This window comes from Enterococcus sp. (assembly GCF_032555305.1).
In the GTDB taxonomy this organism is placed as follows: domain Bacteria; phylum Bacillota; class Bacilli; order Lactobacillales; family Enterococcaceae; genus Enterococcus_A.
In genome coordinates this window covers 1-26,751 of the sequence record NZ_JAWGOQ010000010.1, presented here as the reverse complement: position 1 = coordinate 26,751, position 26,751 = coordinate 1, and the positions used below count along the sequence as shown (strand labels likewise).

Genomic DNA, 26,751 nt, shown 5'->3' with positions numbered 1-26,751 from the left:
CAATTCGGAAACCTAACACTTATTACAATGTTTCTTCTTTTTCTTAAATAGAATCGTACCAATTCCCATACTCATGATTAAGCCAATCAATGTAAGGATTACATTGCTTGAAGACTCACCCGTTTTCGGTAATGTTTCTTCATCTGACTTCGCTTTTACTGAGCCCTTTTGTTCAGTTTTTGTCGTTGCCAATTTTTTAACAGTATTAGTTTCTTCTGCTTTTTCCTGAACCGATGTAATCTCTTTAGTCGGCTCATCTTTAGGTGTTTCTGTTGGTGTTTCTGTTGGCGTTTCTGAATCTTTTCCATCCGTAGGGACATCTTTCTCTTTAACAGTTAATGTCATTACTTTTTCAGCTGTTTTCCCTTCTGCAGTACTCGCACTAAACTTAATTTCATGAACACCTGGTTCTACTAATGTGTCATCAACAAATTTAACCTTGATTTTGCCATTCAATACTTCAAAGCCAGTAATAAAGTCATTAGGATCTTCTGTAGAAGCCCATGCTAAGATCATCTCTTTAGTCAGTTTATCCCCAACGTACATCACCTTATCCTCCACAATAATAGAAGGTAAGCGATCACTTGCCTCATCGAGAACATTAACATTGATCGTCTTCGTATCAACAGTACCAGCAGAGCTTCTTACCTGATAGGTCACTTGATAAGTTCCTGCTTTTGCCGTATCAACATTATTTGATAATACAAAAATCCCGGTACTTGAAGCATCTGTCGCTTGACCTAACTCAGTCTCTGTACCATTCACATCTGTCTCATATCCCTTAGCATAATTATAAGGATCAAATGCCTCGCCTACATTTATCGTTACATCAGAGGCATCGATTCTCACTGCACTATTATCAACGATTGTAATATTGACAATTTTTTTGGTAACCGTGTTATAACTTGAAAGAACTGCTACTTCAACAGCAATCGTACCTACTTTATCTGTGGAATGATGACCAGCAACCACAATATTCAATGGTCCATTTGGAAGTACTGTTCCATCTGCGTCTTTTACTACAATACGGTCGCGAATCGCTTGAACATAATCCGAACCTTTCGGTAAACTAAAATCTGCTAGTTCTATAGTGTACATCCCAATATTGGCTTCAACCACCATGATATGCGCAGACTGTGTTGCAGTTTGACCTTTTGAATTTGTAACTGAGTAGGTAAGCAAGTAAGAACCAACAACATTGACATCTACGTTTCCAGTAACTGTTACTTTTGATGTAATATCTCCATCCGTCTGATCCGTAGCACTAACCCCTGCCATTGGATCAAAGGCTGTTCCTTTAGTAATTGTTTGTACCGGAATAATATTGATTGCAGGTTTTGAATCGGTTGGTACATTTGGTGGAAATGGCTCAACATCTAACGGATTCACTTCCATTTGTTTTTCCTGAGAGACACTTTCTTGTTGAGTGACCTCTGGAGCTGGTTGTTCCTGTACAGGTGCAGGTGCTACGTCCTGCTGCGGTAACTCCTGTACTGGTGCTGTTTCAGGAGCGGGTGTTTCTGATGTTTGTACTTCAGGCGCGAGTGTTGAAGCGGGCTGTTCAACACCTGGTACAGTTGGAGCAGCTGGCTCAACAGATGGTGCAGCTGGAGCTGATACCTCTGTTGCTTGAGGACTCACCTCATTTTCAGCAGCGTTCCCCCCTTGAGTAGCAAGAAACGCGGGTAACAATACCGATGCTATGGTTAGTGATGCTAAATACTTCTTTTTCATTATTTCTCTCCTTTTGTTATATATTTATCTAACCTCTAAAAGAGGATAAGATCCTTAATGATGACTTGTGTCTCAATCGTTCTTAACGAAATACTTTCTTACTCATCCATTTGACACAGAAACGATACTTTTCAAAAGCTCTTCTGCTTGAAGATAATTAAGCAAATTTTGATTGATCCTGTATCCTTTTCCCCATAATGTATGAATAGCTATTTTTTCTAGATCAGCCTGCTCAAACTTCATTTTAATTCGTGTTACAGTACTAGAAAGTGAAGCCAAATGAGATTTAGTGACATCTTCTTTCCAAACCTTATGACAGATTTCTTCACGAGTAACTACTTGGTTGCCTGCTTCAATTAGAATGGATAAAATCTTTGATTCAGTCTGAGATAATCGATGAAAGGTCTCAATAATAAGTCGATTTTTTTCGCTATACCTTTCTGGTTTTTGAAGATAGTTTGAGCCAATTAAAGAAACCTTACCGGATAATTGAACAACATTATTATTTTGCTTAGTTATTTCGGTTCGCCCTACACTATTTTTCAAGTTATATAGGCATTCTCGTAATTCATCAATCGAGTCGGATGATGAAATAATCGCATTTAGCTGCTCATTCTCTAAACATCTTTGATCAGCTTCTGTTACATTTGTATCTACTTTACGTATGATCCGAACGGAGTGATTGTTTAGAACTGGTATAAGCTCTATCACTTCTATTTCACAGATTGTTTCACTCAAAATCACGAATTGAAAAAGTTCAAAAAATTCTCTTATTTCTAAATTTTGTCTACAAGTATCAAAAATTTTCGAAGAACAATATACCTCGTAGTTCAGTGATTGCAGTTTTTGCTGTATTTCTTGTTCAGCTAATACGTTTTTAGTCAGAATCAAGATTTGGTTCACACTAATCTCCCCTTTTTTCTAAAACTATTCATAGCAACGCAATAAATTATTTATGCTCTTTTCTCGTGATTACAGAGACTTTTGGATATTCATAACGTCCTTTAATCTCCTCCAAATCAGGTACATTACTCTTTGCCAATTGATCCACACGACTTTTCAGTTCTTCATAAATACTCAAGATCGTTTGACGGGATTCGTCGACTTCACAAGAAATCTCTTTGGCACGATCGTGGATCGTTTGTAGCTCAGCTTCTGAATCTTTAACAATCCGTTGAGCGTCCAACTTCGCCTTTTCAACCATACGATTCGCTTGTCGACGAGCAGAAATCAAGACTTCCCCGATTTCATGCTGGGATTCGGTTGATTCTAATTGGAGTTGTTCATTCTCTTTCTGGAGCATCGTAATTTGTTGCTGTAATTGTGCAATTCGTTCACTTTCCATCACGGAATCTTGATGCTTCTGATCTTCAATTAATTGTCTAACCAACTCTTCCTTCTCTAAAATCAATTGATCTTTTTCGAGGATTAATTGATCCAATTGAGTCACCAACTCTTCTTTTTCCTTAAGATCACGCATCAGATGATTCATTTGCCGTTCAGCCTTCTGAAGTTCCTCCTGATGATGATAGGAGTCATCTTTATGATTAAGCGTTAAATCACGAATTTGTTGCTGTGCTTTCTGCAGTTCTATTTTCAATTGTTGATAATCTTCTACCGTCGCCTTTGAATTCTTCAATTCTTCTCTTGCTTTTTCTAATTTCTCTTTCAAATCTTCTGATTCTTTATTTTCTTGTAGATTTCGTATTTCTTGTCTATTTCGCCGAATCTCCGCTTCCAACTCTTGAATTTGACGACGATTTTCTGCCTTTTCTTCTCCTGTTCGAATTAACGCCTGTTTGTACTTCTCGTTTTCTTTCATTAAACGCTGATTTTCTAGTGCACTTTCTTTTGTTAATTTATTCAGAAGATCATCTTTCTCTTCATTCAATCGTTTTAACTCAGAAATTTTATCCATTTGCTTTTTTGAATATCTTTCTGGTAAAACATTAGTCTCCTCTTCAAATAATATTTCTTCTTCTGGTACGGAATTGATCTCATCAATGATGTTCTTGTTAAAAAACCAACCATTCTTCTTTTGTTGTGCAGTCATTTTTTCTCCTCTTTCCTTACTTACTCGTCTTCTTGGATCAATGAAAATTCTTCGTCTGCTTTCTCTCGTGAGAAGGTACAGCTATAGGTTTTCTTCTTGTTTTTATCGTTCATTAAGTTCATTTGGAAAGTAATTTGTGTTAACTTCGAAATGTCCTTGGCTTCCTTCGCAAAGGCTTTGATGTTATCTTTGATCTGTTGGCGATTCTCCTCGCTGCCGGAATCACCTGCCATAGCGATATTCAACGTTTGCGTTGGGATATCCAGTACAATCAGCGTTGTTGAAAGCCCAAAGTACGGGCTGACCTTCGTAGAGATGTCACTTTCGATCTCGTACTGTTTTTCGCGATTTTCATCGGAAAACAACTCTTCCCATGGGTAATCCTTCAGCCCAATGCCCTTGTTGGGATAGGTTTTGATGGGAAGTTTGTTGATAATTTGTTTTTGTTCCTTTTTCAACGTGTACAGCTCGTCTTTTAATTGATTGGTTCGTTCGGTGACGACATGCAGCTGGTCCTCCATTTGAAATAGCCCATACGTCGTTAACAGTAGACCCACCGCTAAGAAGATGGTCAGATATAGCAGGGCGGAAACGTGTTTTCCCTGTTCTGCCTGTTTGACGTATTCCAGTTTCCGCTGAAAGGACAACGGGGTATTCGGTGGTACCTTCAGCCGCTGCAGCTGCACCTTAATGATCATTCGCCGAAACCAAACGATGAGTATCAAAATGACCAGCGCAACGCTAATCCAATTTATGATCAAAATGTTTCTTTCCCCTTTTCTCTCGTTTCGTTTCTAATCAAAATAATCCACTAACTTCTGATCCTGTTTCTTTTTCTTTATCTCTTTTAACAGCGAACCGTTGGAAAGCGCCTCGACTTTGAATTCCAAGTCATCGTAAATCGATAGCACGTTCTTACGTGACTCGGAGACTTCGATCAAGATTTTTCTTGCCCGGTTACTGATATTTTCTAATTCCAATTCGGCGGAGCTGATTAAATGCTTGGCTTCTGTCTGTGCCTCCTCAATGGTTCGGTTGGCTTGTTTTTTCGCTGAAATCAGTACTTCACCGATCTCTTGTTGAGATTGAACGACTTCCTTTTTCAGTTGTTCGTTCTTTTCCATCAGTTCCTCGACTTGTTTTTTCGCTTGAATCAGCTCGAGGCTTTCTTCGTTGGCTTTTTGATTTCTCAACTTGCTTAACTCGATTTGTGCATCCGCCAAACGACTGGCCAATCGTTCTTTCTCTGCTTCCAGCTCTTCTAGATGACTCGTTTGTTCCTCCAGCTTTGCGATTTCTTCATGGGCATCAAACAAGGCACTGTTGAGGGCTTCTTTTTCCGCTGCGAGCTGTTCCATTTCCTCACTCGTTTCTTCCTGTACCTGTTCTTCTGGTTGTTGTCCCTGTTCTTCGATCGCCATGTCTGATTCCTCCAATGCCTTCGTAAGCTTCTGCGCTACCTGTTTTTTTAACTGTTGGATCGTTTGTTTGTATTTCTCATTATCATCCTTCAATCGTTTCAATTCTTTACCGATTTCCTGCTCTTTTTCCTCAAGCAGCTCATCTAGGACATCATTTTCAGCCTGAAGCTCTATCAGTTTCGCCTCGTTTTTTTGATTAAGTGTATGTGACTGTTGGTAATCTTGTTCCAACTCCTGATACTGTGTCTTTAATTGATCAAATTGGGCTCGTTCTTCTTCACGCTCCACTTTGATCTGAGCCAGCTTTTTTTTATTTTTACGATTTTCCTCTTGTGCGGCTTCGTAGTTTTTCTGGTATTCCTTTAGTTGTCGCGTTAACTCCTTCAAATCAACAGCATGCGCTTCTTTTTCGATTTGTTCTTTTTCAATTTTTGCCGCTATTCCTTCTAACTTTTTCTGCTTCCTTTCAAGTTTCTCTTGGAGTTCCGCGATAATGGCTTCAGTTGTTTGCTTCTCTTCATCAATCTCAGCAAGTTTTATCTGCCATTCTTCGTCTCGCTCCGCTAATTCGTCTCCCATTCGAACGCGTTCAAAATCCAGTTTTTCTTTTAAAGATTCGTTCTCCTGTTCTAGTTCTTGAACCCGAACCTCAGCGTCCTTCTTCAAAGCAACCAGTTCATCATAGACTTGTTGGAGTTCGGATTGTTGGTTAGAATAATTGTTCTCAGGCTGTATTTCTAAATCTAAATTTTCCGACAATCCTTCAGAAAACGTCTCCTGTTCTTGAATCAGCTCTCCTAATTCTGACGGTGAAACTGCTTCCGTATCAGCTAAACGATGGGTATCACGGATCTGATCTGTCTCGTTATACAGCTCCTCCGCATTGAGTTCCTCTTCAGTGATTTCATTGATAAATTCCTTTAAAGCTTGCGTTGATAGCCATTTTCGCTTTTTCTTATTTTCTGCCATTAGCCCTTCCCACCATCATTCTTTAGATTCTGCTCAGAGACATTTTGTTTATTGAAAGTATCCTCGCTTTTCTCGCGAGCATACGTCACGCTATACACGACTTTTTCATTCTTTTCACTTGAGGTGATCAGCTGAACATGAATCGCCATCAGTTCTGGAATCTCTTCCGCTTCCTTCACAAAGGAATCAATGTTTTTTTTGATTGTTTCTCCACTTGTGTCATTATCTGTCCAGGCTTTTAACTGAAGAATCAGCGTTTTTGGTTCAGAAAATGATACTTTTGTATCAAAAGAACTAAAGTATGGGCCTGATCGTTGAGAAATGGCGATTTCTGTCTGTTTTTGCAGCTTCAAATCTTTGTTTTCTCCGACTAACTTATCCCATTCATATTCCTTTAAGCCAATACCATTTTCTGGATAATTCTTTAAAGGAGTACTTTTGATCAATTCCTTCTGTTGTTTTTCTAACCGTGCAATTCGCTGATTCGCTTTCTGATTCTGCACGGTCATTTTCTGCTGCTTATCGGCTAAAATCAGAAAAGACCCCATAATAATTACTGTTCCGATCCCGATCATTAAACATGCAATCAGTAAATAGCGAATATGTCTGGACTGTTCGATTTTTCTTAGATGGTTAACTTTTCGTCGAAACAGTGGTGTTTGGTCTGGTTCTTGTTGAACCGCCGTAAAACGTAAATCAAACATCAGTCTGATAAAAATTAGTATTATAGACAAACCTACGAAAATAGCACTGATTACCCCTGATATCACCATCATGACTTCTCCTCCAGCAGGATTTTTTTATTCATTCACTCTCGCCTGCTTTCCGATTAGAGAGGGTAGATGGAATTGCACCGTGCCCTCAATTTTCTCTTTATAAACAAAGCCAAAGGTACGGCTGTCCTTAGAGACATCAATATGATCGCCGGTGGTAAAGTATAGTCCTTTTGGAATCTTCGTTAACTCTCGAAATTCTTCCGCAACGGCAGGAGACAGTTGAAAGGTATAGGTCGTCTCAAACTCACTATTCTCCCCTATATTCAAAACCATTCGATCATTCCGAATAAACATCGTGTCTCCTGGCACACCAATCACTCGTTTCACGAATTTTCCAGATTCTCCGTTGACTGAAAAAGCAATCACGTCATAACGATGGATCTGATCATTTTTTTTGACTAGCACCATGTCCTTCTCTGTCAGTGTTGGGGTCATGGACGTGCCTGATATCGGATGAAAGCTATATTCTCTCCGCACTAATTGTCCCGAAATAAACAGCACCACCAATAACAGAAGGGTCAAGATCGTCAATACAAGACTTTTTCCAATAGATCTTTGCGGTGGGCTTCCTTCTTTTTTCGTTTGCCGAGATCGAACAGTTGCCATAAGTTACGGTGCTCCTCACTATTTCTAAATGTGTAAAATTTACTTTGCTTTGATATAGGAAACCTGATCAGAGGTGGCTAATGCTGTATCGATGACGCGATACGAAATCACTGTTCCTCCATAAACATTGCCTTCTGAGATCAAAATCCCTTCTGGACGAACCACTTCGACAAAGGCCACATGTCCATAGCGTGAATCAGAACCTGCCACTCCTGGTTTGAAGGAAATCAGCCATCCGGCCTTTGGTTTTTGACTGACTTCATAGCCAAGTGCCTTGCCTTTGGTTGCCCACTCACCGCCGTTACCCATGTAATCATCGACCGATTTGCCTAATTGCTTCACGCGATTGAAGGCATACCAAGTACACTGTCCGACTGGATAAGAGCCTGAACTGTTGTAATCCACACCGTTATAATCGGGATACTTCATGCGGCTGCGGTATTCTTCTGGAATCTCGTCTTTCCCTTTGATGAAGATTCCTGAATTTTCTTCGGTTGTTTTGACTTGGTCGTAATCTGTCAGATGATACAAGGCGATAATCGAATTTAGTTTTTGCCCATACATAGTATCGGTCGCATACGTTCCTGTTAAAGCATTCGTCGTGCGTAAATAATTCTTCGCTTCTGATCGCCAAGTAGACTTATAATACTTGTCATTTCCTGAGATACCACCTCGCAATAATTGGACATAATCTCCTAATGACGCCGCGTAGTTTGGATACTTTCTGAAGGCAGAGCTGATTGAGTATAACTCCCCATTCCCCCGGTCTTCTTGGGTTGCCATCGAAACAGATTGCCCTTGATACGTTCCCTTGATCCCAAATAGATTATGGTTTGGCGACAAGGATAACGTGCTGGTTCCCGAGCCACTTTCTATTAATGCTTGGGCAATCATCACTGATGCAAACACGTCGTACTCTTGTCCTAACTTCTGTGCATCTTCTGCGATTGTTTCAATAAACTTTTTTGCTCCCTCATTTTCGGTAAAATTCATAGAAGCGGGATAATCCGCTAGAACTTGTTCCCCATACTCGGTCAGGTCTGCTTCTGGTAGCTCTTGTACTAATAAGTCTTCTTCTAAATCAAGGGGTTCAACAGTCACTTGACGCTGGGTTTCTTTTTCTTCTGTTTCCGACTCAGAGACTTCTTTTTCTTCCTCTTTTTCGATTTCGACATCATCAATCGTTAAGTAATAGTCATCCCCAATATAGATACCCAATAAAACGTTTTTATTCTTTTTCTCCTGATAAATTAGACTACCAACTGTGAGATTCTCTGACATTTTCTCTGGTTTTCCAGTAATTTCTAGATTGAATAATTTCTGATAAAATTCTGCAGTAAATTGTTCCGCACTATAGTTTTCTTCTTGTTCGATCCCAAGTTGCTTAATTCCTTCATAGATTATTGCCGCATGATCTTTGTTTTTAAAACTGCTTAACAGCGGCAACTCAAACCCTTTTAAATCCGATTGTGCAACCTCCGCCGTTTTCAACTCACTTGGCAGATTCAGAGTGCTTGTTTCAGAGAATGACTCTGGTGCAGTTGGTGCAACGAAATTATTCGACTGTACGCTTGAAGTATTTGATGTTGTTGGAGCTGCTGGTGAACTTGGAACAACCGGTTTTGGAGTCACTGGCTTCTTTGGTTCTTCCGTACTTTGACTCGTCGACGGTTGTGTTGGTTCTACACTGCTTGGCATTGTTATACTTGGTTTGGTTTGACTCGATGTCGTACTGGTCGAATTTGTCGCACTTGTTGTTGACGAACTACTGGAAGGTTTCGTCGAACTCGATGTGCTTGAACCTGATGATGACAAGCTGATACTTTCGGATGACTCCGTTGTACTATTTTCAGAAGAAACCGTACTTGATGAACTTGGCAGTTCTATTTCCGAACTAGCAGAATCCTCTGGTAGCTCTATTGATTCGTCTACGGATACTTCTGGCTCTTCATCAATTGGTGTGGCGCTCTCACTTTCAGGAACAACTACTTCCTCCACAGGAGCTTCACTACTTTCAGGAACAGTGACTGAACTTTCGATCGTGCCTGTTTCTATTATTGAAGAAGACTCTTCGATCATCTCTCCAGCTTTTAATGCACCACTTCGTATACTTACAAGCCCTCCGATAAAGACGAAAAGACCACAAATTCCTATAACAATTTTTTTCATGAACGTTTCCCCTTCTAAATCAAACTAAAGAATAATATCGGTAATAAAAATAATAAGAACAACGGCACGACAGTCTGCATTGGATCAGAAATGATCTTGGCCGCTAGAGTCATACTAATTCGTTCTGACTCTGATACAGGATTCTTTTTCATGATGGTTCCATCAATTTCCCCATCATCTCGCTTAAGCTTTAATTGCTTGAACAGCTCATCGCTAGCTTCATGTAGCGGCTCCACACTCTTGAGATTCCCTTGAACAAGACGCCGATAAATCGTGCCAATATCGCCTTCACAACGTAGGAGTGTAATTTTCGCGATCCCATTTTTCGGATCTTTTTCTACATAAGAAACCTCGGTCTCTTCAATGATCTTGTTCAAAGAAACCTCATAGACATAGACATTTTTGAAATCTGTCGTATAAATTAACTGTCCTTTTTTTAAATTTTGGATTCGATGCAACAAAACATCCTTATCAAAGATATTGTGGGCAAGTACCACGTAGTTTCCCCGACCCAATTGTTGATTGGAGCGGTAGGTCGCTACTCCAGTCAACAAGTTTTCATTGGCCATGCCTGCCAAGATCGGCAGGTCAATCGACACGTCAGGAATGACAATCTTTCCGATCCCCCAATTATTCGTCGTGTTTTGAACAACGGACTTTGCCTTAGCATAATCAGATATCTTTACACTTGCGATTTGCTTCTCACCATAGTTTGCATTCTCAATCTTATCGATGTTATAGGCATTCAACTCTTCCTTTTGTCCGATATTGACTGCCGCAGATGCGGGTTCTTGTTCCATATGCAGATACCCATAGATTGCTGTAACAAGTACTGCCGTCATCGTGACAAATAAGATAATAAAGAGCGTCTTCGTAATGGTAAACAGACGTTTCAGATTTTTTCGTGCTTTCGCTGCAATGATTGGATCGTCTGATCGGAAGCGTTTGATGAAGCGTCGATATAAGCCCATCAATAGAGCAAATATCGCTATGTTTAAGCCCAGTGTTGCTAGTACAATGTTTTGATAACTCCAAGTGTTGCGTTTTTTGACCTTCTTCTTGACCGCCGTCTTATAATCAACGCGATGTCCAGTGACTAACAGCCGGAACGTGTTGATTCCTGGTGGTGTACAAGTCAGCAGGGTTACTTTATCCTTACCTTTGTGAATTTTGACCTTATCAACATCGCTTGGCAGGATTTCTTCAAAGGAATCAATCTCATAAGCCAACCGTTTGCCTAAAATATTGATAAAAAACAAATCGCCTTCTTTTAGATTACGAATATCAGTAAAAAGTACTTGGTTCTTAACCCCACTGTGTCCCGTAATGACCGAATGAGTATTTTTCCCACCAATTGGGATCGAAGTAGGTTCAAAATGTCCAAGACCTTTTTCCAATGTTTTAAAGGACGTGCCATGAAAAAAAGGCATTTGTTTGATATCAATTGCAGGAATATCGATAGTCCCCATGACATCCCCTTGCTTCATGATCTTGTTGTAAACCACTGGATCGCCCTTGGGTAATCCTTCTTGCTTATTGTAGATGTATTCGTTGTAGGCTTTCGCCAAGGACCACTGTTCGTTCTTTTCTTTTTTCGACATTTTCTTCATCGTGTCATCGTATTCAGAAACAGCCTGACTCCGTTCACGATTGGCTAAATAATTCCCTACGATCGGATAGAGTAGTGTCAATATGCCGCCAACGATCATAATGATCGCAAAGATTTTCAAAAAGGAATGCTTTCTTTTAGATTTTGTACTTTTGTTCCTCTTCTTCATGACGGGTCCTTCTTTCCAATAGGCTTACAAGTTTAAAGAAAGAATCAAGGATACTTGTTATTACGCATCCAAGATTCTTTCTTCAGTAGTGATGCATGAATCAATTCTTAAAAAACATCTTTCTTACGATGGATACTGAGCATCCCGAACGCCCCCATGGTAACAATCATCGCTAAAATCCATAGAAGCACTTGAGCGGTTCCAATGTTTCCACTTGTTTGCGGCAGCTTTTTGATTTCGCCTTTCTCATCAACTTCGATTGGCGTACCATCCGGTCCTTTGGTCACAGGCAGCTTAGGGCTGTCCCCTACAACACTCGATTTCGGATAGATATAGACTTCATTCAAAGGTTCTCCAGTCTGTTGAGGGAACGGCAGTTCGACAACTACGGGTTCCATCACATCTTTTAGCTGTGCATGTTCCTTCTCAACAATCTGATACATTCCTTGGACGAGTTTACCTGCATGGGCCAATCCTTGGTCATTTGTCGTAACCGTTGTCGTAAATGCGCCATCCCCTTGAACAGGTTCAAATCCTGCACCACCTTGGATTGGGGTTACACGAGTGATCTCATAGGACATCCCTGGTAATGGGTCAAGGTTCTTTCCATCCGCATCTTTGACTTGATCTGCCTTAGTCCCATCCAAGGGCATTGTGTCAGCGATTTTGGCAAAATCTTCTATCTTGTACTTTTGGATGAAAATACTATATCCAGCACTACCTGCCGTTTCAGCGGTCTCTGCTTCGGCATGAGCAGACACCACTCCACCAAAGCTCAAGAAGGAAACAATCAAACAGAATAACAAACGACGTACTTTTTTCATTTTAGTTTCCTCCTCTTACTTTGATTGGTCTAAAATGCAGGAAGACTCCGGTCATACCGACTACTAAGAGTGACGCCGCGCCGATTAAGATGATGCGCATCGCTTTGGTTCCTCCAGTAAATGGCAATTCGGTCTGGCCTTTATCCGCAACATGCACGACAGCCACATAATTGTAGGTTGGTACATTTACATGGATCGGATCTTTCAGTAATTCAAAACCGTCTGGCGCCTTTGTTTCAACAATCGTGTAGTCACCTGGTGGTAAACTGACGTCGAACTCTAACCAGCCAGAATTATCAGTCGCTTTAATTTCTCCGATCTTATCTTCTGGTTTTGGATTATCGCTTTTTCCTTTATATAACTGGAACTCCGCACCTTTTAGCGCACGAGTTGTGCTAGCTTCAATCTCAGCATCGCTTAATTTGCCATCCCCGTCTTGATCAACAACTGTGCCCTCTTCATACTTAAAGAGTTTTATCCGTGATAAACGTGTTAACCCAGCGTTGACATCCGTAATATGATGAACCTTATCTGTTCCAGTTAATAATGTGGGTAGATCCTTCAACACCGGATGATTGTATTCTGGTGTCTTGAAGTCATCGGGATCGGCTTTGGAATTCAGTTTCGGATCACTGCCGACTAATTGTTTCGTCACAATAGCGACTTTTTTCGTAACAACAATATCACCTAAGACGAACTCTGCTAGATAGTCCCCTTCAGGAAGATTAGAAAATGTATACTTCCCATCCGTCCCAGTTTTTATCTCCGAGTTCCCGGAACTATCAATAAACTCGTCGTCCGTCAAACTTTGTTTCACGAGTTCCTTCTTATAGGTTCCATTTTCTAGGCTAGTGCGATAAAGTTTCACGGCAATATCTTTGACTGGATCTTTTGGTGTACCATTTGAATCTTGATCCATTAATCCATCATAGTTGTCGTCATACCAGACATAGCCGGTCAGGTCACGACCATAGACAGTTGTTTCAACGACATTGCTATTTGTCAGCAAATCCAAACTAGTATTGATCACCGCTCTATTCTTAAACATGTTATTAGCTATTTGACCTTTTGGAGAAATTGTAATTTTAACTTTAAGGTTGTCACCAATAAGCAATTCATCCATTGTAAACAAGAATCCTTTTGCATCCTTTATTTTGGTATTCTCATCTACTTTCGGATTAAACTTCGACCAATCAGAAAGTGTAATATCATTAGGATTCGTTTTTTCATACCCCGAAGCCAGTGATTCTTTGTAAAGTATATCGGCCTCACCGTCAATGACTTCGACTTTTTTGACTGTATACGAACCATTAAAATCTGATCCACGTGAATCTCCTTTATACGGAAGAACATCCAACAATCGAACATCTAATAATCGTTCCGAACTGTTATTCGTTAGATTAACTGTATACGTGATGTCCGTATTTGCATCAGAATTCGCTGGATCCGTTTTTCCAACTTCAATAGCTTCTTTATCTACACTCTTTTTCAGAATGATTTGTTGACTTTGTGTTAATTGGACTTTCCCACTAGAAGTACGGAATTTTTCAGCTTTTTCATCTCTTTGAGAATCATCATCAGATAGCCAAATTTCCCCAACAGTTTTAACCGTCTGTTCTGCTATTAGCGCGGAATTAAATGTTAAACTCTTCAATATTGGTGTTGTTGTAAACTCAACTTCTGCTAGCTCACCTTTAGTGGGATTTCGATTAGGAAGTTCCCAAACCAATTTTGTTGTACCGTTCGAAATATTTTCGACAGTTGGTGTTATCTTTTTCCCTGTATTATCGACTGATGAGCCCTCATCGTAACTTAGACCTTTAGGTATAGTTGAGGTCAATCGGACAGTGTGATTCTTATCCGTACTTGAAATGATTTCCCCTGTTACTTTCCACTCAACAGTTTCATTCGTTTTATAAATATCCTTTTTAGGTTTTGTGGTTGTTTCGATACCGATAGGCTTAATGAATATGGTATCTCCGCGATTCCCAGCTCCGCTATGCCCAACGTCACATTCTCCAGTTGATTTAAACTTTGTTGGTACGTAGGGATGTTCCTTACTAGGATATTGATTTAATAATGTTCCATTAGCAAGGTACGAATAGGAGTCCATCGTAACTACATGAGGGTCATTATTTCCATTATCAGCTCCTGCTTTTCCGATCACATTCACGGGTGCTCGAAAATAAAACGAATACTTCTCTTCCTCTGTTAAAATTGAAACTACTTTAACAGCACCAATTTTACCTTTGGTTTGTGCTTCTTTAGCAGTGCTATACCACGTATAATCATTTTCCAAAACACTTTGGTCTCTTCTTGTAAGTACGGGCATACTTCCAGACTTTTTAACTCCATATTTTGTCTGCTTCCTATCGATATATCCATTTTTAGAGTTCTCATCTAAAAACAGATCTCGCCTTGAATCATACTCAAATGAATTTGCATTCCATCTTAAAAAAGTTGCTACTTTTCTAGCAAGTGTGTGACTTGCATGAGCAACATTCCCTAGATAAACATCTTTTGCTCCTTGTTCGACAATACCGTCACCTGAAGTTGACTGTTGCGAGTCGCCAATACTTGCAAATGAAGTTGCAAAATCTCCTGGTTTGTCTAATTCCATATTAGGAATGAATTTTACGACACCTACTCCTGTAACGAAGCCCCCAACTGATGTTTTCTTTGCTCCAAATTTTACAGAGGTACTTGGCGTTTCGTTAACGGTCTTACCTGGCTCAGTTTCATAAGTAAGATCCGTAATTCTTAAAGTAGTCTCAAAAACACCAGCTCCTCGATTTTCTAGAGGTTGTCTTGACCACTCTGCTATCAAACTAATACTAGAAAACATTTTATTATTTGCAGAAACTTTTGATCCCTTGAGCGTATACGTATAAGGATTGTTCAACGGAGCATATGCTGAATTATTGACCTTAATGGCATTTGCATTATCTTCTATTGCGAATGTTCCTGCATCGTAAACACCAATTTGTTTTTTTTCTTCTGAACTGACATTCGGTTCTTCAGTATGAATCTGACCAGTTTTTCCTCTAGGAATGGCTAAATCAATTAAATTATCGGTATACTTTAAAGTACTTCCAGTTTCTCTACGTTGCGCCCAATCCGCTGCCGCTGTACTACTCGTTGCCGGAGCAGTAGCAATTGCTAAGACTGGTCTTGCTTCAGCTGCAGCACCTCCAATATTGACTGTTTCAAAAGACCCCTCACTCCCAGTCTTACTCCATTTTGACTCCGATCGAATGAAATATGATATCTTGCCACTTGGAAAAGTTGATCCTCGAAAATCATCAACTGCACCTCTTTCAGGTAAAGCTTTCAAAGACAAAGTTGCACCAAACGCTATTGCGTCCCATGCAGTGCTTCTACTCGTATTAGGAGCAAATGTTTTTAGCGGTGTGCTTCCACCTTTAACCAAATTTGCAGTTATCGAAGCTTTTGCAGAAACTGTTGTTGGCGAAACACCCAAAGCTGTTAGGTTTTCATCAGTGTATTCCTTATTTATCTCAACCGTTTCGCCTGTCTTCTCATTCTCTGCGCTTAGAATGGTCAGCTTAATATTGGGTTGCAGAGTGTGTCCATGCTTTGCGCCAAAAACATTGACGATGATTGGAATAATGATGTTGCTGTTTCCAGGTTCTATGAGTGTATCTTCTACAAAACCTAATGACGTTTTCGAGTTGGCTGTATCCTCTCGTAATTCTCCATAGTTCTCTGGTCCTTGCATAACAGCAGCGTTGAATCGTTCTTCCCCATCGCTTGCAATTGTATAAGCATCAGGGAGTTCCATATCAACACGGTATTTTATATTCTTATAGTTAACTGTTGCGTCTGTACTTTCCATTGAAAATGCTAATTTATAAGCAACGGAATCATAGCTTCTGACAATACCATTCTTTTCGTTTTCGTCAAATCCAGCTTTATTTCCACTACCTTCATCAAAACTATTGGTACCATCTGCCACACTAAGATGTAATCCAGTTACCTCCACAGCCGAAGCTGATTCTTTCGTTGCCTTGTTAGCGGCCTTCTTCAAGTCCGGTAAATCTCCTTTGAACTCAAATGGCTTAAAAGAATCCTTCGCTGTGAATTGTTGTTTCTCGATTTCATCTAAGGTAGGTAATGCTTCATTTTGTTTTTTTCCAATAAACTGTAATACTTTCTGTTCTTTATTGCTTTTTACGGAAGAAAGATTGACCTCTATCTCTTCTCTTACTTTTTTTTCAAAAAGTAGCTTTACTTGACTTTTTTCTGCTATTTGTAAATATGTGGCGGTAATTTCTCCATCTTTATTTATCACTTTGACCAAGCTATTTTCAATGGGATCTTCGTCTTCTTCAATATCCGTTTCAGTTTTTGCTAGTAATTCTTTGACACTAAAATCTGTTTCAGATATTTCCTTTACAGCCAATTTTTCTTGTTTTGAATCAATGGTTATTTTGTCCATACTTGAGAACTTAAGCAATTGATTTTCGTCAGACTTAATATCGACTTCAACAGATGGTTCCTTCGTTTGAAAGGAACCATCCGTGATGTCATTGCCGTTTTGGTAAATATTTACAAATGTATTCGCCGTGTTATCAGCTTTTAAGAGCCCTCCTTTTGGAGCAATCAGAAAAATGATTGTTCCTAAAAGAAGTATGATGGGAAGAACAATCGCAATTTTTCTGTCCAGTCTTATCTTTTGCATGACTTGCCCATCCTTTCTGTCGTCTCCATTTACACTGCGCGACGTTTTTTATCAATTGCGATTGCTGCTGTACCGATAGTGATTGCTCCAATTGCGATGATAATGGTCAACATTGTTCCAGTTCCACCGGTGAATGGTAGTTTGGTTTTTGGTTCATTCACTACAGTAACTTCAATTGTACTGTCTTCATGTGAATTCAAAGTAACCGTAACTTTTTGTGGCGTTTTCAATAATTCATACCCATCTGGAGATTTCGTTTCTACTACCCAGTAATCTTTTTTGATATCTGCTTTATCCCAAGTTGCTTCAGAAGGGATTTCTGGATCTTGTTTCGTGTTATTACCAGACTCTGTGTACCAGTCTAATTTCAATCCATCGAAATGAGCATTACCATCTGAATCTGACTCAGAAGTTAAGTAAGTTACATCTTTAGGCAATGCTGGTGTCGAAGTACCATCGTCATTCAAGGTATAGGAATTGCCGTCTGATGCTAAATATTTCTTCGCTTTAGCATCTTCTTCTGTTAATGCGATATGGAATACAGCACCTGACAAATCTGCACCAGCTTTATCCGTCTTCTTAATATCTAAACCACCATTAAAGTACTCAGGTTTATCACTTATTTCTTCAGTAGGTGTTCCACCAGGAAGTAAGAATTTAACATCATAAACGTTTGAAATCGTGCCATTGTAATCTTTATCCGCTTTTACTTTGTAGACGACTTGAAGGTGTGTATCTTCATCAACACCTAATTTTTTCATACCAGCTTTAGTTAAGCTGACAACGACATCTTTCGTAGCACCTAATGTCACATCTTCTACTTTACTCCCAGGAGCAATCTCTGCAGCTGTTCCTCCACCTGAACCTAAAGTAACTTTATACTCCGTTCCATTAGTCAGTTTTACTTTTGCTCCACCGTCTTTAGGAATCGCATAGACATCCACATCTTCTAGCTTAAGATCTGCACTGATGCTATCGTATACTCTGAAGTAAGAAGCGTAAATTTCATCACCAGCTGCAAAATGTTTATCAGAGGTCACACCTGTATCTGGATCTACATAGTTTGGAACGTCCATTTCCTGAGGAGCAATAGCGAATAGCCCATCAGGAAGTTTAGTAGTTGCTTCCCATTGGAAAGAATTGCCCGCTTTGATAGAGTATCCTTTACCGCCTTCAACGGTTTTGTCTAATTCGGTTTCTGAAACAATATTTTTAGGATAAACATGAACGTCGTAAATCAAACTACCAGTATCATCTCGTTTTGTTTGTGGTAAATGAACAAAGAACGGATCCATTGGTTTAGTAACTTTCTTCGTTTCTCCCTTTTCATTTACATAAGTATAGTTCCCATCCTTATCTGGAACTTCACGGATTAAATAGATTCCATCGGCCTTCTTTTTATCATTTGCGCCAAGAAGTTCACTTACATCAAATGTCAATTTACCACCATCATCAGTCTCGCCTTCCATTTTGGCAAAACTTGTATCTTCTTCCCAATCAGTTCCTTTTACTTGTTTTAAAGGATCTGTAAGATTCGCATTTCCGATTGCTTTAACTTTAATGATTTCGAATTTTACGCCTTTCATCAATTTCTTACCGTTAAGATCCGGTGCCTTACTCGGATCTGGATTAATCCCATCTCCACGCTCTCCCAAATCGGCTGAACTACTGATTTCATACTTCCAAAGTGTAATTGTTCGATCAGAAGTATCATCGGACACAGCGTTACCACTTATATTTTGTTCTACTGCATAAGAAACATTGATCATTCCTGTTCCTACTGATCCAACCATTGTTAATACACCCAAAGTCATTGCTGTTTTACTTATCCATCTTTTATTCATAATTAACTCCTTTTCTTTTTCCTCTTTTTGATAAAATTGGTTAAAATAAATGAATAGAGAGAAATTTGATTGCCGTCATTTTTCATTCACTTATTTTTCACTTAAACAACATGGTCATTCTTTTGTGTCTAAGTTGCTTACTATTGAAAACTGTGTATGCCCGTCCTTCGATAAACATACCTCCCTTCAAAAAGTAATTTGTTAATTTTTTTCGTTACAAAAATTCAGGGCTCTTTAAAAAATCCCCGAATTTACTTCTTAGTCTTCCGAAAAACTAGAAGCCCTTTAGAAAGGCTGATAAAACAAGCTGTATTTTACAAATCTTGACGATGAATGACGGCGAATATTTTTGATCGCACCAATTTTGAGTTTTCAAATCATAAATGGACAATAAATATTTCAGACTAATTATTGACCTCCCTTAAGTAAACGTTTTCTTGAAAAAAAACAAAAAAAGCCCTCCATACAGGCTTAAATCTAATTTTTTTCTAATTAAAAACGTCTTCAGCTAATTATTTTCTCCATTTTCGAAATTACATGAACCCGTTGCTCCATCAGTGCATGTACATAAGTATCCAAGGTCATTTGTGTGGATGCATGCCCCAAAAGCGCGCTTACAGAAGAAACATCTCCCTTTGCTTCTAAGCATCGGGTTGCAAAAGTGTGTCGTAATTGGTGAAAATGGATTTTTGACAAATTTGCTTTCTCACGGATTCGGTGAAAATGATATGTCAGTAATCTTGGCTCACAAGGTTGACCATTCGTCGAAAAAACAAATGAAGTTTTTGATTGCTTACGATGTTTTAGTAATATTTTTTTTAACGATTTTCCCATTGGGATCACTCGAACAGAAGAGTTAGTCTTTGATTCTGTAAAAACTAATTGCGTCTTATCATGCGTACTTAGAGCTCCTATCCTTTGATACGTGTGATTCACAGAGATTAGTTCTGATTCGAAATCAATATCCTCCCACTTTAGCGCAGCGATTTCGCCAATTCTCATCCCTGAATGTAATGCCAATAAAACTGGTAACCCATGGTTCTTTTTCTCCTTTTTGGCAATTGACATGAGACGCGATTGCTCAGAACGAGTTAATGAACTGACCTTATTTCGCTTGACCTTTGGTAATTGAATTTCAGAAAATGGATTCGTTATGATCTTTCCATTTTTTTTTGCACAATTCAAACATTTATTAATAATTCTGAAGATGACTTGTATTGTTGCCTTGCTGAGTCTATCTTGAAGTGACTTTAAAAGTAACCTACCATGATTTCCTGACAGTTCATTTAAGGATACATCTTTGATTTTTGGAAGAACATATTTCGTCAATTTGTAGAAATAACTCGAAAAAGTAGAGGGCTTTATCTCTCTTTGGATTTCACCTAACCATTGAATGACCCATTCCTCGAATGATTCACATGAAGTGCCTCTAGTTTGTTGGAGTGTACTGTAATGGACTCGAAGCGGAAATATTTTATTTTTTACTTCTGTATAGGTTTTTCCATAAATATACCCATATTTAATCTTACCATCTGATTTTCTCCCTTTTGGATACCTTCCTTCCCATCGTCCATCTTTTCTTAGATAAATATTTTCACCTTTACGCATTTCTATATCCTCCTTTTTTTGACGGCTTAACAGACGGCTCATTTCTAATTTCCATTCTTGTTTTATGATTAAAACAAGTAATAAAAACCAATATGCATCTATAAAATAGTTATCTTTATCAATAACAATAATTATTTTGATGATTTGTATTGCCTAATAATAATCGATAATATATAATTGTTTGTACGAACAGTTTTGATATAGCTAACAAATAAGTTAATTTATTTCTACAACAGCAAAAGTCTTTCTAGTTTTTAGGAAGACTAAGAAAGTTTTTTTTCCAGCATAAATATATGTACCTTACAATTGAGGCACGCATTCTATGAGTCGCATCGTTATTTTAGCGTTGTAATTTCTTTATTATTCTTATTTAAATAAGAATAAACCCCATGACGTTCCTTATTTATTACATTTCATTAACAAAGAAAGCTTATTTTTTTACTTGTTATGAGAATTATCTTTATATACAAAAAAAGAAAAAGTAAAGAATTAGTCGTAATCTATCTCACTAATTACGACTAATTCTTTACTTTTTATCTTTATTAATCTCACTAAAATTCCTTCACTGTTTCAAACTTGATTTAACCCTTGATTTATTTAGCCATAATCATCTTTCTTTGCATGGTTTTTTATTACTATAACCAATAAAAAGATGAGAATGGAAATTATAAACTATTCGGTGCTTTCTATGTCCTATTCGGTCAAAAGAGTTTTTTAAGTTCTTTTAATTTACTACGAGACACTAAACAAGTACCGCCACTTTTAAGTAGTATCATGCGGTGCCTTTTATCGATACTCTGAATCTTCGAACGATTAACTAAATAGGATTGATGCGTTCTGATAAAATTAGAAGATAGACGTTCTTCTATCTGAGTTAAATTCCCAGGAAACTCGACATATTGATCAGCTGTGATTAATGCGACGTTATGCTTTTTACAGGTTGTCTCGAAATACTCAATAGTATCAACAGGTATATGCAAGATACGTGAGGCACTCTCCACAGTAAATATCTCTCTCACTTCATGCAACTCATTACCTAACAAATTTTGAATCGTTGATAGTGCCTTTTTGATACGGTGATTCAATTGAGACGGATCATCTTTCAAAATATAATCAAGCGCTTCTAGTTGATGGGCAAAGGTTTCCGGTAATAATTCACTATGAGTGGTAACATAAATTAAAAACCCTCTGGAATCTAATTTTCGAATTTTTTTTCCAAGTTCGAAACCATTCATCGCTTCCTTGGGGAACTCAATGTCTAAAAAATAAATACCTTGAGTTCGTTTCTCTTGTAAAGAACAGAGTAATTCCTCAGGAGATCTAGTGGCCAAAACAACATTGAAATCAAATTCCTCAATCATACTAATATTCCGAACATTTTTTTCTATTTGCATTAATATCTCTGACTGATCTTCACAAATATATATTGGAACCACAGTGAATCACTCCTTTTTAATCGTTAATGTTTGAATAAATTGATCATTTTGTATGCTAACTTCATTTAAAATGTGAGGGTACTTCGCTAATATTTTTCTAACATTTGCGAGTCCAAATCCACGATTCTTTCCTTTTGTTGAAAAATTCGGCTGCATCAGTTCATGTAGCAAAATCTTATGCCCATTGGAATTTTTTATACGTATAACGAAAGACTTTTCATCTTGCATAATCACTATAGATATCTGTTGCATAGATTGATTAAGATCCGCTACAGCTTCGATTGCGTTATCTAAAAAAATCCCCATAACTCTCAGCAGATCACTAGATTCCATTGGAAAGTTTTTAAAGATATCTGTTATCTCCAGATGTATCAAAATACCTTTTGACTCAGCCTCTGCTAACTTGCTAATCAGTAATCCTTTAATCTCAGTGTTTTCAATAAGCAATAACTGATTTTGCCGTTTTAATTTCTCTTCTATTTGATGATCAATATGAAAAAATTTATCTGTCAAAAACATTTGGATTTCCTTAGTATTTCCTTCGCTTGCATGCATATAAATTCCCGTAAGCATATTTTTATAATCATGGTGAACGCTTCTAATCTCCTTTTGAACCTCTTCCATTTGCTTCAAATAATTTTGTTGCTGAATTAACATAAGCTGGGTATTTTCCCATTTCTTTTTCTGGTCAATCGTTAGAGTCCATAACCCAAAAATAATTAATACAATCAAATAGGCTAATGACAGTAACCATGAATGAACCTGCTGATCATCATTATTATTTAAATAAAAGCGGAGATACACAAATAACTCACTAAAGAAAAATGAACCAGCAAATACCAACATAAATACAGAATAGTCAAGGATTCTTTTGATGGCTTTTATTATCTGACTTCTTCTTGCTGCCCAACAAACAATGATTGCCACTCCTACTTGAAAAAGACAGATTATAATTCCTACAAACATGGTCGCTAATTGAGGCAAACTTTGGATATATCCAAACGAAAAACTTAGTAGTATATACTTGAAAACAGCTAAAATTGCCACTGAAATTGTTTGGATAAATAGATTCTGAGCATAATTCATCATTGGATAAAATGATCGTATCAGTAAATAGCCGCTGATAATTTGGAGTGTTAGAAGAATACTGTACACTAAAAAGCCAATCTGAATTCCATTCATTAAATCAATCAAAGAGACGGAGGAAATCAATCCAGAAAATAGAATAGTGTTACAAAAAAAATAAACCCTACGTTTTTCTAAAAAAAGTACTTGCTCTAAAAGAATATTTGTTAAAAATAAAGTAAAAAAGTTGATCAAAATTAAAGTAAAGAAATTCACTAAATAAATAATTACGAGATATTTCATAGACCCTCCCTTAATAATAAGTCAAATCAATATATATTTATTAAGTATATAATATCTAAATTGGCAAGTAAAAATATCATTTAATTCTACAATTTGAACACAAGAATCAAATGGGATTCGAAATTGATGCAAAAAAAAGCTTATAGAGTATCTCGCTTGAGATGCTCTATAAGCTTTTTACACTTCAATGATTTTCGGTTGGCGTTTTACGTATGGTAAGAATTTCTGCAACACATCTTCCGTTCGTAATTTCAAATAACCGGTCGTTGTGCCATCGCTGCAACCGTAATACTCCTGTTGGCAAACATCTTTATCTAAAACCAGCTGAACCTTTTTGGCTTCCTGCAATAATGTGCTAAAGATCGTCGCCGCGCCAATTTTTGTCCCTAGCATTTCATCCATCTGTTCTGCCGATGCAAATGAGACCCGAGGGATCTCTAGTGCCTGACTGAATTCCTTCGATTTAAAGGGCTTGTCGCCGCAGGTCACAAACAAATAGAAGTTTGTTTTTTGGCGATTGCATAAGAACAATGTCTTGACCATTTCCATATCCAGTCGTTCATTAATTTGCTTGCAATCCTCCATCGTAATGACTTCTTCTGTTTCTACTCGCTCAAAATCCATCCCTAACTCTTCCAAAATTTGATAGACTTTTGCCTGTAATGGCGTGCTGTATGTCGCAGGTACCGCCGTAAATGCTTCACTTACTAAAACCATTTTCCTCACCTCTATTTTTTTCTCGATAGACCATTGATTCTACTAATCTGCTAAAGCAGGAAGGGAGATTCGCAGTCTTTTTATTGAATAGTTATTAGCAGTAATTTATCATAGAAACATAGATTACAAAAACGAATTATCAGCATATTAAGCATGACAAAACCAAATGTAAAGTTAGGAGGAACAATCATGGATATGAACATTCAAAAATACATTGCTTTCGTTAAAACCGTCGAACTCGGCAGTTTCACTAAAGCTGCCAAGATTTTGAACTATTCCCAATCAGGGATCAGTCGCATGATTAATGATCTCGAGCAGGAATGGGGAATTAAATTGCTGGAACGGAATCGTGCCGGGCTGCGGCTGACTTCAGATGGCATGAATGTTTTGCCCTATGCCAAAGAGCTAGCAGAAAAATATCAAACTCTGCAAAATCAGCTGGCGGAGCTTGGTCACTTAGACACTGGTTTGATCCGGATCGGAACTTTTTCTAGTGTCGCGACCCACTGGCTGCCTGAAGCGATCAGAGTTTTCCAAAAGAATTATCCAAAGATCGATTTTGAATTATTGCTGGGCGACTATGACGAGATTGAGCAATGGATACTGGACGGCCGCGTTGACTTCGGCTTTTCCCGGTTACCGGCTGTCCACGATTTGGAACAAAAATTTCTGCATGATGATGAACAACTAGTGGTCTTGCCACAAGGACATCCTTTTTTGTCCAAAGAGAAGATCGACTTGGCTGATTTAACCGATCAACCATTTATTCTGCTGGAACGTGAAGGTACTTCCGACATCACTAAATTGTTAAACGCTGCACAGGTACAGCCTCAAATCAAATTTCGCACTTGGGACGATTATTCAATTTTAGCGATGGTGGAGAAAAACTTAGGAATCAGTATATTACCTAAATTAATTCTGCAGCGAATTGCTTATCAAGTAGAAACCAGAACCCTTGTCAAACCGGTCTTTCGCAAGGTTGGACTCCTTTATCGCAACGAATCTCTACTCTCTTTGGCCAGTCGTGAATTTCTAAAATCCTTCAATGAATTTTGAAATAGAAAGAACTTATTTTCCGCTTCGTTAGTTCAACGAATCACAAAAATTTCAAATTTTATGGTTTTTCTTTTTTGTTTATTGTTATAATTATAGGAAAAAGACCTACGGGAGGATTTATGGCACAGATTATTTTTTATATTTTGATTGGTCTGATGATCTTTCAAGCATTTATGCTTGTGCGCGATGTGGTGACTCATCGTGACGATTTAGGACCAGGGAACTGGTTAATTAATGGAATTATTGGGTTTATTGCCGATTTTGCGGATACGATCGGAATTGGGAGCTTCGCTCTTACGACCATGATGTTAAACATCACAAAACAAAACGATGATGACCGGAAATTACCGGGAATTTTAAATGTTGGACATGCGATTCCAGTCCTGACCGAAGCAGTGATTTTCGTCACAGTAATCAAGGTCGATCCAATGACCTTAGTTTCTTTGATCGTCGCAGCGATGATCGGTTCATGGTTCGGATCAAAATTCGTTACAAAAATGTCAGAAAGAACGGTACAAAAATGGATTGGCTGGGCACTGTTGATCACAGCTATTTTGATGCTGCTGCGTCAAACTGAAGTCATTGATTTGTTAGGAAAAGGCAACACAGCTACGGGATTAACCGGTGTAAAGCTGATCGCCGGAATCGTCGGAAACTTCTTTTTTGGGGCTTTGATGACAGTCGGTGTTGGTTTGTACGCGCCATGTATGGCGATGGTCTACATGCTGGGGATGACTCCTTTAGCAGCCTTCCCGATCATGATGTGTTCATGTGCTGGGCTTCAACCAGTCGCAAGTATCAACTTTATTCGTGAAAAAGCCTACTCAAGAAAGATTGCTCTAGCGATTACGATCGGTGGGATTCCTGGTGTAATCATCGCTTCGCAATTCTTGATGGGACTGGATATTACCATGATTACGTATTTAGTTATTGTCATTATTTTTATTACTGGTATCCAATACATCATAAAATCACGTAAAACTGTTACAGCTTAAATCATACAGTTTGAAAAAGGCTTTGTACCAAAAATCGGTACAAAGCCTTTTTATTTCTCTATTCGATCTTCTCCGCGATGGAAGGCCTTGACCTTCTCTAAAATAAAGAGAACTCCCACCAACACTAAAATCGAGATCGACAGCAATAATGAATTGGCGCCATTACCATGTGCCAGCAACAATTCACGCAAAATCGCGGTGATACTGATTAAAATCAAATAGCGAACAGGAATATGATGCCCTTCTTTGATGTACCGCAACAGCATCAAAATCACTTCCAGTAAAATAAAGAGCGTGGCAATCTCGTCAATTAACAGCGTCAACTCGGAGACATTATTCAGCGGAATCACATGCAAGACGATATTAACGATACCTTCTCCCATCACGATGACTACGACGATAATCAGCAGGGCCAATAAGATATCAACGACAGTACTGATTGCTTTTTCAAACTTTAAAAAGTAATTTTCTTTCATCCTGCATCCCTCCATCCGATCGTTAGCTAAATTATAGCAAGTCTTAAATCAAATCAGAAAGAATATGCATATAAGAAAGGCTTCGCGAACTCGCTCAGCTTTTGAGCACCAAGTAGGTAATGTTCCACATCAGCTCCAAAGACCGATCGCTGTGTCTCACAGCAATAAGACCAAAATATTTCTAAATTGCCAAGAAACACGATGATCGTAGGAATCGAT

19 protein-coding genes are annotated in these 26,751 nt (G+C 38.4%); 2 read left to right on the top strand and 17 right to left on the bottom strand.

What is annotated here, in order from left to right:
- Nucleotides 1–12 precede the first annotated feature (12 nt).
- The 16 genes from E6139_RS09125 to E6139_RS09050 all read right to left on the bottom strand — a co-directional run bounded on the left by E6139_RS09125 (nucleotide 13) and on the right by E6139_RS09050 (nucleotide 24,005).
- Nucleotides 13–1,734, bottom strand: a complete 1,722-nt coding sequence (locus E6139_RS09125) for an immunoglobulin-like domain-containing protein (RefSeq protein WP_316402752.1) — start codon at nucleotides 1,732–1,734, stop codon at nucleotides 13–15.
- Nucleotides 1,735–1,836: 102 nt separating this feature from the next.
- A complete protein-coding gene (locus E6139_RS09120) occupies nucleotides 1,837–2,637 on the bottom strand; it encodes a helix-turn-helix domain-containing protein (protein WP_316402751.1) in 801 nt (266 codons plus the stop codon).
- Between the two features lie 46 nt (nucleotides 2,638–2,683).
- A complete protein-coding gene (locus E6139_RS09115) occupies nucleotides 2,684–3,787 on the bottom strand; it encodes a hypothetical protein (protein WP_316402750.1) in 1,104 nt (367 codons plus the stop codon).
- 20 nt (nucleotides 3,788–3,807) lie between these two features.
- Nucleotides 3,808–4,548: a hypothetical protein gene (locus E6139_RS09110; RefSeq protein WP_316402749.1), complete on the bottom strand. Its 741-nt coding sequence runs from the start codon at nucleotides 4,546–4,548 to the stop codon at nucleotides 3,808–3,810.
- A 33-nt stretch (nucleotides 4,549–4,581) separates the two neighbouring features.
- Nucleotides 4,582–6,177: a hypothetical protein gene (locus E6139_RS09105; RefSeq protein ID WP_316402748.1), complete on the bottom strand. Its 1,596-nt coding sequence runs from the start codon at nucleotides 6,175–6,177 to the stop codon at nucleotides 4,582–4,584.
- The gene (locus E6139_RS09100) at nucleotides 6,177–6,953 is read right to left on the bottom strand and encodes a hypothetical protein (protein WP_316402747.1); all 777 of its coding nucleotides are present in this window, start codon (nucleotides 6,951–6,953) and stop codon (nucleotides 6,177–6,179) included. The genes E6139_RS09105 and E6139_RS09100 overlap by 1 nt, the downstream gene beginning before the upstream one ends.
- A gap of 24 nt (nucleotides 6,954–6,977) precedes the next feature.
- Nucleotides 6,978–7,559 (bottom strand): signal peptidase I, encoded by a 582-nt coding sequence (lepB, locus tag E6139_RS09095; RefSeq protein ID WP_316402746.1) that lies wholly within the window; start codon nucleotides 7,557–7,559, stop codon nucleotides 6,978–6,980.
- Nucleotides 7,560–7,598: 39 nt separating this feature from the next.
- Complete coding sequence (locus tag E6139_RS09090; RefSeq protein WP_316402745.1) at nucleotides 7,599–9,728, bottom strand: glucosaminidase domain-containing protein; 2,130 nt, start codon at nucleotides 9,726–9,728, stop codon at nucleotides 7,599–7,601.
- 14 nt (nucleotides 9,729–9,742) lie between these two features.
- Nucleotides 9,743–11,506 carry a class C sortase gene (locus tag E6139_RS09085; protein ID WP_316402744.1) on the bottom strand — a complete coding sequence of 588 codons (1,764 nt, stop codon included), beginning with the start codon at nucleotides 11,504–11,506 and terminating at the stop codon, nucleotides 9,743–9,745.
- A gap of 107 nt (nucleotides 11,507–11,613) precedes the next feature.
- Nucleotides 11,614–12,330: a pilin N-terminal domain-containing protein gene (locus E6139_RS09080; RefSeq protein WP_316402743.1), complete on the bottom strand. Its 717-nt coding sequence runs from the start codon at nucleotides 12,328–12,330 to the stop codon at nucleotides 11,614–11,616.
- Between the two features lies 1 nt (nucleotide 12,331).
- Entirely contained in the window at nucleotides 12,332–17,032 is a 4,701-nt protein-coding gene (locus E6139_RS09075) for a SpaA isopeptide-forming pilin-related protein (protein ID WP_316402742.1), read from the bottom strand.
- A 29-nt stretch (nucleotides 17,033–17,061) separates the two neighbouring features.
- Complete coding sequence (locus E6139_RS09070) at nucleotides 17,062–18,876, bottom strand: SpaH/EbpB family LPXTG-anchored major pilin (protein WP_316402741.1); 1,815 nt, start codon at nucleotides 18,874–18,876, stop codon at nucleotides 17,062–17,064.
- Between the two features lie 504 nt (nucleotides 18,877–19,380).
- Nucleotides 19,381–20,484, bottom strand: coding sequence for a tyrosine-type recombinase/integrase (locus tag E6139_RS09065; protein WP_316402740.1), 1,104 nt, complete (start codon nucleotides 20,482–20,484; stop codon nucleotides 19,381–19,383).
- Between the two features lie 701 nt (nucleotides 20,485–21,185).
- The gene (locus E6139_RS09060) at nucleotides 21,186–21,920 is read right to left on the bottom strand and encodes a LytTR family DNA-binding domain-containing protein (protein ID WP_316402739.1); all 735 of its coding nucleotides are present in this window, start codon (nucleotides 21,918–21,920) and stop codon (nucleotides 21,186–21,188) included.
- 6 nt (nucleotides 21,921–21,926) lie between these two features.
- Complete coding sequence (locus E6139_RS09055) at nucleotides 21,927–23,288, bottom strand: sensor histidine kinase (protein ID WP_316402738.1); 1,362 nt, start codon at nucleotides 23,286–23,288, stop codon at nucleotides 21,927–21,929.
- Nucleotides 23,289–23,465: 177 nt separating this feature from the next.
- Complete coding sequence (locus E6139_RS09050; RefSeq protein WP_316402737.1) at nucleotides 23,466–24,005, bottom strand: prolyl-tRNA synthetase associated domain-containing protein; 540 nt, start codon at nucleotides 24,003–24,005, stop codon at nucleotides 23,466–23,468.
- Between the two features lie 189 nt (nucleotides 24,006–24,194).
- On the opposite strand from E6139_RS09050, the gene E6139_RS09045 reads away from it, so the two are divergent.
- Nucleotides 24,195–25,061, top strand: a complete 867-nt coding sequence (locus E6139_RS09045) for a LysR family transcriptional regulator (protein WP_316402736.1) — start codon at nucleotides 24,195–24,197, stop codon at nucleotides 25,059–25,061.
- An 80-nt stretch (nucleotides 25,062–25,141) separates the two neighbouring features.
- On the top strand, nucleotides 25,142–26,056 hold the full coding sequence (locus tag E6139_RS09040; protein WP_410470520.1) for a sulfite exporter TauE/SafE family protein: 915 nt from the start codon (nucleotides 25,142–25,144) through the stop codon (nucleotides 26,054–26,056).
- A 50-nt stretch (nucleotides 26,057–26,106) separates the two neighbouring features.
- Here E6139_RS09040 and E6139_RS09035 read toward each other — a convergent pair whose 3' ends face one another.
- A complete protein-coding gene (locus E6139_RS09035; protein ID WP_316402735.1) occupies nucleotides 26,107–26,532 on the bottom strand; it encodes a phosphate-starvation-inducible PsiE family protein in 426 nt (141 codons plus the stop codon).
- Between the last annotated feature and the right edge of the window lie 219 nt (nucleotides 26,533–26,751).